The organism is Bacillus sp. 179-C3.3 HS, assembly GCF_047229225.1.
Taxonomy (GTDB): domain Bacteria; phylum Bacillota; class Bacilli; order Bacillales; family Bacillaceae; genus Bacillus.
This window is the reverse complement of sequence record NZ_JBFEFT010000003.1, coordinates 83,371-98,874: the sequence shown is the minus strand read 5'-3', so window position 1 is coordinate 98,874 and position 15,504 is coordinate 83,371. Positions and strand designations below refer to the sequence as shown.

The window sequence follows — 15,504 nt, the reverse complement described above, 5'->3', positions numbered from 1 at the left end:
CTTCTAACAGCCTTTTAGTCTCTATGTGGCCTCTCATAGCTCAATTTGCATAAAAAAGCAGCCGGTTTTTCGCAGACCGGCTGCACACATTCTTACTTGTAAGTCACGAGGAAGTATTTCTTTTTCCCTCTTCTTAAGACCGTAAATTGGTTCTCAATTCGGTCTTCAGCTGAAAGGACATAGTCTTTATCCGTTTGTCTCTCTCCGTTGATGTAAACTGCACCATTGGTAATGTCCTCACGTGCTTGACGCTTCGATGGAGACAGCTTTGATTCAACAAGTGCATCGACAAGTGTTAATTCTTCTGTGTTGCTTTTCTCCATTGATGGAACATCTTTAAAGCCTACTTTGACTTCGTCAGCTGTTAGAGATTTGATGTCGCCTTTAAATAGCGCATTTGAGATGTTCACAGCCTGTTCTAGCGATTCACGTCCATGAACAAGTGTTGTGACTTCTTCTGCTAAACGGCGCTGTGCTTCACGTTTTTCAGGCGCTGTTTGCACTTTTTCTTCGTACGATGCAATCTCTTCTTTTGATAGGAACGTAAAGTATTTTAAGTAATTCACGACGTCTCGGTCATCTGAGTTGATCCAGAATTGGTAGAATTCATATGGTGACGTTTTTTCCTTATCTAGCCAGATCGCGCCACCTTCTGTTTTACCAAATTTCGTGCCATCTGCTTTTGTCACTAGAGGCATTGTCAGACCGAATGCTTTTGCGCCTTCTTCTTCGGATTTACGGATGAGCTCTAGTCCAGATGTGATATTCCCCCACTGATCACTTCCACCGATTTGCAGCTTACAGTTTTCATTTCTGTAAAGGTTTAAGAAGTCTAACGATTGCAGGATGACGTAGCTGAACTCTGTGTAAGAAATTCCTGTCTCAATACGTGAGCTGACGATATCCTTTGCTAGCATGAAGTTCACACCGAAGTTCTTCCCGATATCACGAAGGAATGTGATGACATTCATTTGGCTGATCCAGTCATAGTTGTTGACGATGACTGCTGGGTTTTCTCCTGCTTCAAAGTCAAGAAATTGAGAAAGTTGGCCTTTGATTTTTTCTGACCACTGTTCCACGATCTCTGATGGATTTAAAGAACGCTCTGCTTTTTTGAAACTTGGATCACCGATCAATCCAGTAGCGCCTCCAACAAGTGCGATTGGGTGATGACCCGCTTCTTGGAAACGACGTAATGTTAAAATCGGCAGTAAGTGACCGATATGCAAGCTGTCGGCTGTTGGGTCAAAACCAGAGTACAGTTTGATTTTTTCTTCTGATAATAATTTTTTTAGCCCTTCTTCATCTGTTTGTTGCTGAATTAATCCTCTGTATGATAAATCTTCCATCAATTGACTCATGTTCAAATCTCCTTTTTTTACAATTCAACATAAAAAACGCCCCTTCGAATGAACGAAGGGACGATATAGATCGCGGTACCACCCTGCTTAAAAGACGAAACATCATGTCTTTTCACTTACACTGATAACGGATAGATCCGTTCTTTCACTAATCAGGCAGCTGATAGGCTCCTTTTCGTAAAAGCGGTTCGTGAGGGTAATTCGAATATCTCTTTGTACTGACTCGCACCGACCGTCAGCTCTCTTAAACAGGGAAAGATGATTCTACTGAATCTCAGTCAAAACCTTTTCATATTCAACTAATGTCATTTTTAACATACTTTCAGAATCAAGTCAACTGAAGAAAGAGATTAATCTTCCATTGTTGAAAGATCGCCAGCAGGTAAATTGAGCTCCCATGCTTTCAGCACACGTCTCATAATTTTTCCGCTGCGCGTCTTTGGCAGTTTGTCTTTAAACTCAATTTCTCTTGGTGCAGCATGTGCTGCGAGTCCCTTCTTCACAAAGGAACGAATCTCTTCTTTTAGCTCGTCTGTTGCTTCATATCCGCTTCGAAGGGCGATAAATGCTTTGATGATTTCACCGCGAACTGGATCTGGTTTTCCAATGACACCCGCCTCTGCGATCGCTGGATGTTCGACGAGTTTGCTTTCGACCTCAAATGGACCGACACGTTCTCCTGACGTCATGATGACATCATCTACACGCCCCTGGAACCAAAAGTATCCGTCTTCGTCCATATAGGCTGAATCTCCTGAAACATACCAATCTCCCGGCATAAAGTAAGATTCATATTTTTCAGGATTATTCCAAATGGCATGCATCATGGACGGCCAGCCTTTTTTAATCGCAAGGTTCCCCATCCGGTACGGAGGAAGTTCATTCCCTGCATGATCCACAATCGCTGCCTGTACGCCTGGAATTGGTTTCCCCATTGACCCTGGTTTGATGTCCATACATGGATAATTACAAATCAGCTGTGCACCTGTTTCTGTCATCCACCATGTATCATGAATTCGTTTTCCAAAAACGGCATCCCCCCAGCGGATCACTTCAGGATTAAGAGGTTCTCCTACACTTAATACGTGACGAAGTGAGCTCAGATCATATTTTTGAACAAGGTCATCCCCTGCCCCCATCAGCATTCTAAATGCAGTAGGCGCACTGTACCAAACGGTTACACCTAACGAATCAATCGTTTCATACCAAGTCTCAGGATGAAACCGTCCGCCTAAAATGACATTGGTTGCCCCATTTAACCATGGTGAAAAAATGCCGTACACTGTGCCTGTTACCCAGCCTGGATCTGCTGTACACCAGTACACATCATCTTCCTTCAGGTCTAGCACCCATTTACCAGTCTGTTTTTGCTGTACCATAGCGCCATGTACATGCAATACTCCTTTTGGCGTACCGGTAGATCCAGACGTGTAATGGAGCAGGAATCCGTCCTTTTCATCCATCCATTCAATCTCGAGTTCCTTCGCTGCTCGCTCAAACGTTTCCTCATATTGAATCGTCCGCACGCCATCAATGACTTGCTTCTCACCACCGACAATGATCACTGATTCAAGGTTTGGTAGCTCTGCAAACGGAATTCGCTCTAGTAAATCAGGCGTTGTCACAATGACTTTTGCATCACTGTTTTCTAAGCGATCTTTCACTGCTCCTTCCATAAATGCTTCAAATAATGGGCCAACGATTGCACCTATTTTGATCGCACCGAGTAAAAGGAAATACAATTCAGGCGATCTTGGCATAAAGATAAAGACGCGATCTCCTTTTTGGACGTGTGCGGTTTCTCTTAACATATTTCCTGCTTTGTTTGTATTTACTTTCATATCCCTGAACGTATACTTTTCATCTCGCTGTGAATCTTTGTAGTGAAGCGCCACCTTGTTCTTTCGAAACGAGTCTGCATGTCTGTCAATCGCTTCATAGGCTGCATTTATTTTTCCTGTTTCATACCAAGAGAAATCTTTTCTCGCTTCCTCCCATGTAAATTCTTTGTATGCCCGATCATAATCATTTAAATGATAGTCCCCTTTAACCGATGGTAGCGTTTTCAATTTCATCAAACAGTCCCCCTTTGCATACGTTTACAATGACCATTATAGTATAGATGACTTTTTTTCTCAATTTTTAAAAAACTTATGCTGAAACCGTTTTAATTACGACAAGATTTAAGATAGAATAGAAGCGACTCACTAGAATTTGAGGCGGTGGATACGTGGAGCATCCTAAAACTTATTATTCAAAAACAATTGAACGAGAAACAGTCACCATTCTGATTGAAGGCCCAGTACCTGCTAAAGAGCTAGCGACCTATACGTTTCACGAAGGGCTAACGGCTTTTCGTACACCTGACGAACAAAAACAAGCACTCGTTGAAATAGCAGATCTTCCGGAAGGACGTATGATTATTGCTAGAGTAGATGAGCTTGTCGTAGGGTATGTCACGTATTTGTATCCTGATCCGCTTGAGCGCTGGTCAGAGGGGAACATGGCAAACTTAATTGAGCTTGGTGCAATTGAAGTCGCACCTCCATTTAGGGGATGTTCACTCGGCAAGCATTTACTTGATGTGAGCATGATGGATGAGCAAATGGAGAACTACATTATCATTACAACTGAATATTATTGGCATTGGGATTTAAAGGGGACGAAGAAAAATGTCTGGGAGTATCGAAAAATGATGGAAAAAATGATGAACGCAGGAGGACTCGTTTGGTTTGCAACAGACGATCCTGAAATCAGCTCACACCCTGCCAATTGTTTAATGGCAAGAATCGGAAAAAACGTGAGTCCTGATTCAATTGAGCGCTTCGATCGCCTTCGTTTCCATCAGCGTTTTATGTATTAACGTTCATTCGTTTTTTTGGCAAAGGGGATTGGTAAAACATGATGATTGAACAAATTATGGTGCGTGATGTCATTACGCTTCGAAAAACCGATACGATTGAAACAGCGATTCAAAAGATGAGATCACATCATATTCGGCATATTCCCATCGTCTCTGATCAAGGGTCTGTGATTGGGATGGTGACAGATCGGGATATCAAAAATGCCAGTCCGAGTATTTTTGAAACAGAAAAAAGACATCTGTTTATTCAACGACCAGTTGAAGACATTATGGTACTAGAGACGGTGACTGCACACCCGCTTGATTTTGTGGAGGAGATTTCTAGTGTCTTTTTTGAACACGGCATTGGCTGTCTACCTGTGGTTAGACGGGGCAAGCTCGTAGGCATTATTACGAAAACAGATTTACTACGCACATTTGTCAGACTGACAGGAGCAGATCAACCTGGATCACATGTAGAAGTTGAAGTGGAGCACATGACAGAAGGACTCGCAGACATTACAGCGATTTTAAAGGAGCAACATATTCAAATGCTAAGTGTCCTTGTCTATCCACATGCAAATGAGGCGACGAAAGTGCTTGTATTCCGCCTTCAGACCATACATGCGGATCATGTGGCGAAATTGATTCGTGCCAAAGGATACAAGGTGCTCTGGCCTTTGGAGCAGACGATCAAATGAAGGAAGCAACCTTCGTTTTTTCACCCTCTTTTCAAACGTATCAATTTCACCAAGATCACCCTTTCAATCAGCTTCGCGTCTACTTAACCTATGATCTTCTTCAAAAGATGGGGGCATTGCAAGATGAAGAGATTGTCTTGCCGCGTATGGCGACACTCGAAGAGTTAAAGCTCGTACATACGGGAGATTATATTCAAGCCGTGCAAAAAGCAAGCGAAGGCAAGCTGTCGATAGAAGAAGGCGAGCGATATGGTCTTGGAACTGAAGATACACCGATGTTTTCAGGAATGCATGAAGCGGCTTCCCTCCTTGTTGGCGGGACATTAACCGCAGTCGATCAAGTCATGCTTGGACATGCCCAGCATGCTGTCAATCTTGGCGGAGGTCTTCATCACGGATTTAAAGGGCGTGCATCTGGTTTCTGTATTTATAATGACAGCTCGGTCGCAATTCAATATATTCAAAAAACATATGGAGCAAAAATCCTATATATTGATACGGATGCCCACCATGGGGATGGTGTCCAATTTAGCTTTTATGATGATCCACAGGTGTGTACCGTATCATTACATGAAACAGGTCGTTACTTATTCCCTGGTACAGGACAAGTACAAGAGAGAGGGCATGATCAAGGCTACGGCTATGCATATAATATTCCGCTTGATGCCTTTACAGAAGACGAATCGTTCCTTGAAGCATATCGACACGCAGTGACTGAGATTGCTGCTTTTTTTAAACCAGATGTCATATTGACACAAAACGGTGCAGATGCCCATTATTACGATCCATTAACTCATTTATCTTGTACCATGAAAATATATGAAGAAATTCCTAAGCTCGCACATCAGCTTGCACATCAATATTGTGATGGTAAATGGATCGCTGTTGGTGGAGGCGGCTATGATATTTGGCGGGTTGTCCCAAGAGCTTGGAGCCGCATTTGGCTTGAAATGAAAGGTATCACACCACCACATACTCTTCCGCAAGATTGGCTCAATGCCTGGGGGAAGCAATCGCCTGTCACGCTTCCATCCACATGGGCAGACGATGACAAATTATATTCACCGATCCCAAGAAAAGCAGAAATCACAGAAAAAAATGCACAAACAGTTGAAAAAGCACTCATGCCTGTCAGAAGAGAAAAGAAAAATGTGTGACAGAATTAAATCAATCATGCTTTCAACCAAAAAAAAGCAGGCGTTCACTGATCATGTGCGCCTGCTTTTTTTCTTATGATTTTGTTGATTGTCTCTCTTCAATTCTGTGTGGAAGTTCCACGATATGATCTTCTACTTGTTCTTTATTCATTAACTTTGTCAATAATCTCATGGCTACTGCACCAATATCATATGTCGGCTGAACCACTGTTGTCAGCTGCGGACGTACCATGAGTGATAGTCTTGTGTTATCAAAACCAATCACTTCTAAGTCTTCAGGAATCGATACGCCTCTATCCTGTGCGCCGTGAATGACACCTAGCGCCATTTCATCTGTTGACGCAATGACAGCTGTTGGCTTGTTTGATTGTTCAAGCAAATGAGCGACAGCTTCGACACCTGAATCATAGGAATAATCACCTTCTGCGACTAAGCTTTCGTCAAAAGCGATTCCGGCTTCTTCTAACGCGCGCTTATATCCAGTAAGCTTTCTAACCGAGTTAATCGGTTCTGACATTGGACCAGATACAAATGCCACTCGTTTATGTCCCTTTTCAACTAGAAATTGGACAGAATCATGGATCGCTTGTTCATAGTTAATATTCACAGATGGCGTTTGACCTTGCTCTTCAACTGAAGCGGCTAGGACAATCGGAACAGGAGAGCGCTTAAATTCTTCGACAAGCACATCCGTAATGTTTCCACCCATAAACACAATGCCATCTACTTGTTTACCTAACATGGTATTTAATAGGTGTAGTTCTTTGTCTGTATTTTGGTCTGAGTTGCTTAAAATGATATTGTACTTATACATCGTCGCAATATCTTCAATTCCACGTGCAAGCTCTGAGTAGAAAATACTAGAAATATCAGGGATGATAACCCCAACAGTCGTTGTTTTTTTACTCGCAAGTCCACGCGCCACAGCGTTCGGGCGGTAGCCAAGACGATCAATCGCTTCTAGTACCTTTTTTCTAGTTGTTGGTTTCACGTTTGGATTCCCGTTGACGACACGTGATACGGTTGCCATACTTACGTTTGCTTCTCTTGCTACATCATATATTGTAACATTATTCACATAAATCACTCCTTCAAATACACTTCATATCTATATAGCATTCACCAATTAGATACAGACATGTCAGATATGTGGAAAATAATATCCTATTTGTCATCAAAACGATGAAAAGAGACACATAATTTTTCAATCTACATCAAAATTACATTCTTTTAAGAAATTATACACGTTTTTTCGAGATATGAAAACGTTCCCTTTCTTTTTATAACTAAATTAAACAAACTTTTATCCGTTTATGATCGGTTCATTCAATGATCGATTATAAAAAAATGTCGTGAACGCCAGCTATGACAATGATCTTAGCAGATTTTGTCGAATAATAAAAATGAAAACATTGTGAACAAGTCCTTTTTGGCTTGCAATGTGCTATCTCGCTTTTTCTTCCATTTTCAATCTTTTTTTTCCATTAAAATAGCCACCGGTATGATCCGGCGGCTTTTCATGCAATTGTTATGCGTGAATGTTTACAAGTGGTCTTAAAGCATCTAACCATTTTTCGAATTCAGGAATATCCATTTGCTGCGCTGAATCTGATAGGGCAACGGATGGATCTGGATGTACTTCTGCCATCACACCGTCTGCTCCAATTGCAAGGGCTGCTTTTGCCGTTGGAAGGAGAAGATCTCTACGTCCAGTTGAGTGCGTCACGTCAACGAAGACTGGTAAATGCGTCTCTTGTTTTAAGATTGGCACAGCAGAAATATCTAATGTATTACGTGTCGCTGTTTCGTATGTGCGAATACCACGCTCACAAAGGATAATTTGATCGTTCCCTTGGGCAATGATGTATTCAGCTGCATTGATGAATTCTGAGATCGTTGCTGCAAGACCGCGTTTTAATAGAACGGGTTTATTCACAGATCCAGCTTCTTTTAATAGTTCGAAGTTTTGCATGTTACGAGCACCGATTTGAATCACATCGATATGTTCAATCGCTTCTTCAATATGCGCTGGATTTACGATTTCACTAATGACCGCAAGACCGTATTCATCAGCAACACGCTTCAAAATTTTCAAACCATCTACACCAAGGCCTTGGAAGTCGTATGGACTTGTACGAGGTTTAAAGGCACCACCACGAAGTAGCTTAATCCCCTGTTGTTTCGCTGCAGCTGCTACTTCTGCGACTTGCTCATAGCTCTCAACAGCACACGGTCCAACGATGAAGCGTTGTTTACCATCACCGATGGTTTCCCCATTTATGTTCACAATTGTATTTTCCGGTTTTTTCTTACGAGAAACAAGTAGCGCCTTACTGTGATCATCTTCTTGAAGCTCTAGGCCTGCTTTGAAAATTTCTTTGAAAATATGCTGAATGGTTGAGTTCTCAAATGGGCCATCATTTTTCTCAAGAATTTGGTTCAGCATTGTGCGCTCTCTGACAGGATCATAACGGTTGACACCTTGCGCTTCTTTCGTCTTTCCTATTTCTTTTACAATGTTTCCTCTTTCATTGATCAGTTTTAAGATTTGTAGATTTAGATCATCTGCTTGCTGTCTCAATTGTTCTAGTTCATTATTGCTCATTTTTGTCATCCTTTCCTCTGCCTGCTCTCGCTTTTTATTTTTTATTGTCGTATGATAGGGTTTATTATAAACAAAGATTTCGGAATTGTCACGAAAAATTTCTTTATTACCCAAACGCTTTTAAGCGATAAAGTATTGTGTGTAAGATTATAACATACTTTTGTTTTAAATAAACCTTTTTTATAAAAAAACGTCAGCAAATGCTGACGTTTTTTGTTTGACTACATATTTTGTTCAAGTGCTTCTTTTGTAATGTTGGAATGTGATGCATGCCATTTGACTTTTCCACCACTAAAAATGAGTGCCTGCGGGCTTTCGTGCTTGATCCCTGACGCTTCTGTTACATACGCTGAAAGCTCTCTCGTGTTTTGGATTTGTAAGAAATATGATGGGACGTCTTCGTGTGCAGACGCAAATGCATCAAACTCTTGAAAAGCCGCTTGGCTGATTGGGCATGTCAAACTATGCTTAAAAAAGACAAAGGTTCCATCTTGATTCTTTAGTTGATCAAACTGTTCTTCTGTTTCAATGAGTTGTTTAGACATGGTGTGCTCCTCCTAATGTTGAACCGCGTTAGCTTTTTGTCGTTTGTTCTACTTTTTCTTTCGCATCCTGGATGCCTTGTTCAATGTCTGACTTTGTTTCCTGCGCTCTATTTCTTGCTTCGGTTGCCACATCTGAAACGTCACTAGCAAGATCTGCCGCTGCATCTTCTGTTTCACTTTTCAGTTGATTAGCTTTTCCAGCTGCACGGTCTTTTATGTCTTTCACTTTGTCTAAAATTTGGCTTGATTGCTCTGCTACCAATTGAGACAATTCAGACGTTTTATCTTTTGCAATTGTCACATATTCAGTGCCTTTTTCTTTCGCTTCTGTTGTGAGTCGATCTGTTCTTTCTTTTAATGCATTCGCTTGGGTATTCAAATCATCGCGAAGCTCTTTCCCTGACTTCGGAGCTAAAAAGAGTGCTGTTGTTGCCCCAATAATGCCACCGATCAATGTTCCAATCAAAAAGTCTTTACTATTGATACCGTCTTTGCTCATGATTATTCCTCCTATGCGAAATTAGGTTTATTTTTGGTTTTTGCGTTCTTTCCACTTTTTATAAATTTCAAGTGCCGCATTACTCCAGCTTACAACGTCCGTTACTTTTTCTTGATTTCTTTCAACGGATGATGAAACCGCACCAGCTGCCTGCTTTATGCTTGTATTGAATTGGTTGATTGAACCGCCAATTCCCTGCACCGCATCCACAACTGTGTTGAGTTTTGCCGATTTGTCTTGAATATCTTCCGCAAGTTGATTCGTTTTATGTAGCAACTGTGTTGTTTCTGTGGTGATACCTTGCATTTGTCCTTCAAGACCTTCTAAAGTTGACGCCACATTTTTCAATGTCAGCTGTAAGGATTTTAAGGTTTTGGACAAATAGATGACAAGAATGAAGAAAGCAATTGCGATCAGTGCAACGCTTAAATATAAAATGAGAATCATCTGGAACCTCCTTTGCTGCGGGCATATTCATTTGATTACCCTCTCGTTGTATCATTCAAACATGACCTAGAATGACCGATTAAGTAATAATTCTACACTTATTCGCTCATTCCTGTCCACAGACAGCGAAAAAAAGCAGAACTTCTTGCTTTGTCACATTTTTTTCAATATAAAAAAGTGCCGCATAAGCAGCACTTTTCATTAGACAGCGACCTTTTCATAAGCACGCAAATATTTTTGAATATCTCCTGCGCCCATAAAGATTAAAATGGCATTTTGATGTGCTTTGAGCACAGATGTATCTTCTTCGTCAATGAGCTGCGCTTGCGGAATCTTTTCACGCAAATCTTCAATGCTCAGTTTCCCAATGTTTTCACGAGCAGACCCAAAGATATCGCATAAATACACATAATCAGCTTGTTTTAAGCTGTCTGCAAATTCCGTTAAGAATTGCTGTGTACGTGTGAAGGTATGCGGCTGGAAGACAGCCACAATGTCACGGTCTGGATATTTTTGGCGGGCAGCCTCAATGGTTACTTCAATTTCAGTTGGATGATGAGCGTAATCGTCAATCAGCACTTGCTCACCAACAACTTTTTCATTAAAGCGTCGTTTCACACCGCCAAATGTCGTTAATGCCGCTTTGATGAGTTCTACATCAATGGCTTCATAATGACATAAGGCAATCACCGCTAGAGAGTTAAGCACGTTATGGTTTCCGTATGCAGGAATATAGAAAGTATCATAAAACGTATTGCGTACAAATACATCAAATGTGGTACCTTCCGTATTTTTCACAACGTTTCTAGCTTGAAAATCATTTTCTTCGTTCAAGCCGTAGTACACAACAGGTACTTTCGCTTGAATCTTGAGCAAATGCTCATCATCTCCACAAGCGATAATGGCTTTTTTCACTTGAAGTGCCATGTTTTGAAACGCATCAAACACGTCATCAATATCAGAGAAATAATCTGGATGATCAAAATCAATATTCGTCATGATCGCGTAGTCTGGATGGTAGCTTAGGAAATGTCTGCGGTATTCACACGCTTCAAAAACAAAATACTCACTATTTTCTTTCCCCATTCCAGATCCATCACCGATTAAATACGAAGTAGGCTTTGCAGATTGCATGACATGTGCAAGAAGACCTGTTGTCGATGTCTTGCCATGTGCACCCGTAATCGCTACGTTTGTAAATGATGACATGTACTCACCAAGGAATTTGTGATAGCGAATCACAGGAATTCCTTCAGAAAGGGCACGCTCAATTTCAGGGTGTGTATCGGGAAATGCATTTCCTGCAATTACTGTCATCCCTGGCTGAATATTATCTGGGTCAAACGGGAGAATGTTAATGTTTCGATCTTCTAATGCTTTTTGTGTAAAAATGTGTTTTTCGATATCCGATCCTTGGACAGTGTACCCAGTATCATGGAGAATTTGGGCCAGTGGACTCATACCTGTCCCTTTTATTCCAACAAAATGATAAACAGTCATAATTGTACCTCCAACAAACGTCTATCTGACTTACAGTATATGACGCTCATTTCAATTTGCAACTTGTGATTTTGTCACTTCATATCACAGGCTGCAGCTCCAAATAAAGATTTTTTCCGATCTTCCTATTCTAATCAAAATTAACTATGGATAGTATCCGACAACTTTCCCATTTATAACACCTATTTCTGCTCACTTTCATGAAAAAGCGGTCAACAGGCACGCAAAAAGTGTCCAATTACAAAATTGCACCTATGTGCTATCATACCACGATTATCAAAAAAATGAACCGATTTATTAGATCAATTGTTCTAAATCACTCAGTGTCATTAGGACTTCTCTAGGTTTACTGCCTTTCGCACCTGAAATCATGCCTTCACGTTCCATCATGTCAATAAGCCTTGCTGCGCGGTTATATCCAATTCTAAATCTTCTTTGTAAACTAGATGTACTTGCACTATTTTGCTCTATCGCAAATCGGCAGGCATCCATAAACAATTCGTCTTCATCTGTAATGGCCGAGCCTTGCAGCATTAATTCTTCCTGTTCAAAAAGGAATACCGGCTTGCGCTGTTTTCTGACATGTGCCACGACTTGATCAATCTCACGGTCTGACACAAAGTTCCCTTGAAGCCTTGTTGGCTTCCCAGAACCATTTTCTAAAAAGAGCATATCTCCTTTTCCAAGAAGCTTTTCTGCACCACCCATGTCAATAATCGTTCTTGAATCCACCTGACTTGAGACAGAAAAAGCGATTCTTGTTGGGATATTGGCTTTGATGAGACCTGTAATGACATCAACTGATGGTCTTTGCGTCGCAATGAGCAAATGAATGCCGCATGCCCGAGCCTTTTGGGCGATTCGGCAAATACTTTCTTCTACTTCATTCGGGGCAACCATCATTAAATCAGCGAGCTCATCAATGACAACAACGAGATAAGGGAGCTTTTCCCCCATTTGTTTTTCTTTCACAAGCTCATTAAAACGTTTGATATCTCTCACACCGGAATGGGCAAACAGCTCATATCTTCTTTCCATTTCATCAACGACCCATTTTAGCGCTGCCGTTGCCGTCTTGGCATCTGTAATCACAGGACTGACGAGATGTGGAATGTGATTATATGGGGCTAATTCGACCATTTTAGGGTCGATTAAGAGCATTTTCACTTCATCTGGTGACGCTTTAAACATTAAGCTCACTAAAATGGTGTTAATGCACACACTTTTCCCTGAACCAGTCGCTCCTGCGATCAAACCATGCGGCATTTTTTGCAAATCAACCACGACCGGCTGACCTGAGATATCCAATCCGAGCGCTGCTGTCAGAGGGGATGGATTGTCTCTAAATGCACTGCTTCTGATCATTTCTCTCAAAAAGACCATTTTACTTTGTAAGTTCGGCACTTCAATTCCGATTGTGTTCTTGCCCGGAATAGGTGCTTCAATTCGGATATCTTTTGCAGATAAACTCAATTTAATATCATCAGACAAGTTCGTGATTTTGTTCACTTTTACGCCCGGTTCAGGATGCACTTCAAATCTTGTAACGGAAGGCCCTTGAGTGACATGCACCACGCTAGCTCTCACATTAAAGTTTTTCAAGGTGGCATTCAGTAGATCTGCTCGCTCTTTCACCCATGTCCCGTCTTCTTCTTTCTGTGCGGGCGGGACGTCTAATAGGGCTAAGCTAGGAAAGACATATCCTTGTCGATCTGACGTATTGTGTTGCTGGACTCTTTTATCACTTTTTAACATCATGACGTTAAAAGGAACTGTAGATGTTTGGTTGCTTGAACGTTTTGTTGATTGCGGTGACGTCTGTTTCTCTTCTACTGGCTGCACCTCATGAGGTGTTTCATGCTGGTCAGACTGGTCGATCGGCATGTCTGTTTCTTGAGAAGCTAGTTCTTCTGTCGATTCTTGATCGTCTTTGACGTCATCCTCTTGCATCAATAATTCGTCTTCCTGATCGATGATCGCCGATTCAGCCTCATTGGAGGTGGCTGGTACTTCTTCTTGACTATCGTCTAAGCAAGCGGCTTCATCTGGATCTTCTATCACATCTTCTCTGACGTCACTGATCTCTGCCTCTTCGTCGATCGGATGTTCTACTTCCATTTCAATCGCAATCGGTGCGTCTTCAGTTTTTTCAGTTTCACCGAGTTTGAACGTTTCCACTTCTTCCGCATCATCTTCTAGCTGATGTTGCGACTCATGATCTGTTTGCTGTAATTCTTCTTGTTCAATGATCGTTGTCTCTACTGTTTCTTGCTCTTGTTGTATCTGTTCCTGCTCCTGTTGCTCTTGCAAGTTCGCTTCTTGATGTTCACTCACCTTTGACACTTCTGGCTCGTCTTCAATTTCATGGCGAGGCTCATCGTTTAAGCGTCCCATCATCGTTTGCACTTGATCTTGATAGGCCAACTCCTCTTGCAATGTTGAAGGAGTTTTTACTTCTTGCCTATCTGCGCTCTGTTCGAATGGAGCTTCTTTGTCGATTTGGTTTTCTTTCTGGATCGACGGGATGTTCATTTGCTGTCTAATCGTCCGTTCACGTTCCGCCTCTTCTGATAAAAGCGTCACTCGATGTGTTGCTTTTTCACTGAATGGCTTTTGAATATAAGTGGCTTCTTCCTTCAACTTGGTTCGTTTTGGACGCAAGTCATGGTGATAGCCATAAACCGGTGAAGGAATCTCTTCCGTTTTAAATGGCTTTTTATTGATGTCAGGCTGTATCTTTTGTGTCGTCTGAGAAGTCGCCTGCTTTGTTCTAGGGTTGCTTGGGCGTACCCGCTGTCTCTCATGAGTCCCGTCACGTCTTGGTTCATCAGGAACAAGTGGAAAGCGGAAATTGCCTTTTGGATATTCATAAAACACTTTTGTATCTTCAATCTTTTTATATTCATTATTTTGTTCGTAAGATGACTGTTTTGGCATGACAGGTCTATCTTCTACCTGACTGCTTGCCTTTTCTTTTTTCTTTTCTTCACCTAAAAATACACTGAACAATTTATCTAACCAACTCATCATGTATCACTCTCTTTAACTCCCCTTACATTTTCTTGGGCGATTTTTAGTATACCATTGCTTTTTCTTGCAGGAAAGCGAGAAAAGTGCCGCTTCTTATCTGTTCGTCCTGTATGTAGATGAAAAAAAGTCACTAAGTACAACCTTAGTGACTTTTGGTATAACACATTCTTCGCTCATATGTGCCCGTTTATGGGAGGTTATCCTTCAAAGGGTTCGCCAGCTTTGCGGCTTCCTTCTAGTACAAGAATCCCTTTTTCAGTTGGTGCATTTGGAAGATCTAATTCTTTTGCTGAACAAATCATACCACTTGATGGTACACCTCTTAGCTCAGCATCTTTAATGACCATTCCGCTTGGCATAACTGCGCCAACCTTGGCAACGACAACGTATTGACCTTGGTCTACGTTCGGTGCACCACATACGATCTGTAACGTTTCTTCGCCAACATCGACTTGGCAAATGTTTAGTTTGTCGGCATTAGGATGCTTTTCCTTTTCTTTCACATAACCGACGACAAACTTTGGTGAAAGATCGACTGTCAATGTTTCACTGACACCATTGCGATTTAAAATGTCGTTGATGTTTTGAACAAGTGTTTCAGATAACGGCACAGATCCGTTGTCTTCAATTTTCATATATGTGGAGGCGTTGAAGATGTTAAAGCCTGTTGTTTCTTTTGTGTCTAGATGAAAGATTCTGACCACATCTCCAAATGTCTCATATGCCACATCGTCTCTTGTCACATCTTTCAATGAAATGAGGAGTGTATCGCCTACTCCTTCTGCATTATAAAAAACATTCATTCTTCAAAATTCCC

Annotated in this window: 13 protein-coding genes and 1 other annotated feature; of the genes, 3 read left to right on the top strand and 10 right to left on the bottom strand. The window is 41.4% G+C overall.

Annotated elements, in window-relative coordinates; translation table 11 throughout:
* Positions 1-92: 92 nt before the first annotated feature.
* Positions 93-1,361 (bottom strand): tyrosine--tRNA ligase, encoded by a 1,269-nt coding sequence (gene tyrS, locus AB1K80_RS03595; RefSeq protein ID WP_412855249.1) that lies wholly within the window; start codon positions 1,359-1,361, stop codon positions 93-95.
* A gap of 53 nt (positions 1,362-1,414) precedes the next feature.
* Positions 1,415-1,652: a binding site (T-box leader), on the bottom strand.
* A 59-nt stretch (positions 1,653-1,711) separates the two neighbouring features.
* Entirely contained in the window at positions 1,712-3,436 is a 1,725-nt protein-coding gene (gene acsA / locus AB1K80_RS03590; protein WP_412855248.1) for an acetate--CoA ligase, read from the bottom strand.
* 155 nt (positions 3,437-3,591) lie between these two features.
* Here acsA and AB1K80_RS03585 point away from each other — a divergent pair, with 155 nt between their 5' ends.
* The 3 genes from AB1K80_RS03585 to AB1K80_RS03575 are packed head-to-tail and all read left to right on the top strand — an operon-like array spanning position 3,592 to position 6,061.
* Complete coding sequence (locus AB1K80_RS03585; protein ID WP_412855247.1) at positions 3,592-4,224, top strand: GNAT family N-acetyltransferase; 633 nt, start codon at positions 3,592-3,594, stop codon at positions 4,222-4,224.
* Positions 4,225-4,262: 38 nt separating this feature from the next.
* On the top strand, positions 4,263-4,904 hold the full coding sequence (locus tag AB1K80_RS03580; RefSeq protein ID WP_412855246.1) for a CBS and ACT domain-containing protein: 642 nt from the start codon (positions 4,263-4,265) through the stop codon (positions 4,902-4,904).
* The gene (locus AB1K80_RS03575) at positions 4,901-6,061 is read left to right on the top strand and encodes an acetoin utilization protein AcuC (protein ID WP_412855245.1); all 1,161 of its coding nucleotides are present in this window, start codon (positions 4,901-4,903) and stop codon (positions 6,059-6,061) included. Before AB1K80_RS03580 ends, AB1K80_RS03575 begins: the two co-directional genes overlap by 4 nt.
* 73 nt (positions 6,062-6,134) lie before the next feature.
* On the opposite strand, the gene ccpA is transcribed toward AB1K80_RS03575, so the two are convergent.
* The 8 genes from ccpA to ytpR form a co-directional block, all read right to left on the bottom strand.
* A complete protein-coding gene (ccpA, locus tag AB1K80_RS03570) occupies positions 6,135-7,139 on the bottom strand; it encodes a catabolite control protein A (protein ID WP_412855244.1) in 1,005 nt (334 codons plus the stop codon).
* Positions 7,140-7,589: 450 nt separating this feature from the next.
* Positions 7,590-8,666: a bifunctional 3-deoxy-7-phosphoheptulonate synthase/chorismate mutase gene (locus AB1K80_RS03565; protein WP_412855243.1), complete on the bottom strand. Its 1,077-nt coding sequence runs from the start codon at positions 8,664-8,666 to the stop codon at positions 7,590-7,592.
* A 221-nt stretch (positions 8,667-8,887) separates the two neighbouring features.
* A complete protein-coding gene (ytxJ, locus tag AB1K80_RS03560; RefSeq protein ID WP_412855242.1) occupies positions 8,888-9,211 on the bottom strand; it encodes a bacillithiol system redox-active protein YtxJ in 324 nt (107 codons plus the stop codon).
* Positions 9,212-9,239: 28 nt separating this feature from the next.
* Positions 9,240-9,710 carry a YtxH domain-containing protein gene (locus tag AB1K80_RS03555; protein WP_412855241.1) on the bottom strand — a complete coding sequence of 157 codons (471 nt, stop codon included), beginning with the start codon at positions 9,708-9,710 and terminating at the stop codon, positions 9,240-9,242.
* A 27-nt stretch (positions 9,711-9,737) separates the two neighbouring features.
* Positions 9,738-10,157: a DUF948 domain-containing protein gene (locus tag AB1K80_RS03550; RefSeq protein ID WP_412855240.1), complete on the bottom strand. Its 420-nt coding sequence runs from the start codon at positions 10,155-10,157 to the stop codon at positions 9,738-9,740.
* Positions 10,158-10,358: 201 nt separating this feature from the next.
* Entirely contained in the window at positions 10,359-11,657 is a 1,299-nt protein-coding gene (gene murC / locus AB1K80_RS03545) for a UDP-N-acetylmuramate--L-alanine ligase (protein WP_412855239.1), read from the bottom strand.
* 297 nt (positions 11,658-11,954) lie between these two features.
* Positions 11,955-14,687, bottom strand: coding sequence for a DNA translocase FtsK (locus AB1K80_RS03540; RefSeq protein WP_412855238.1), 2,733 nt, complete (start codon positions 14,685-14,687; stop codon positions 11,955-11,957).
* A 197-nt stretch (positions 14,688-14,884) separates the two neighbouring features.
* On the bottom strand, positions 14,885-15,490 hold the full coding sequence (ytpR, locus tag AB1K80_RS03535) for a YtpR family tRNA-binding protein (protein ID WP_412855237.1): 606 nt from the start codon (positions 15,488-15,490) through the stop codon (positions 14,885-14,887).
* Between the last annotated feature and the right edge of the window lie 14 nt (positions 15,491-15,504).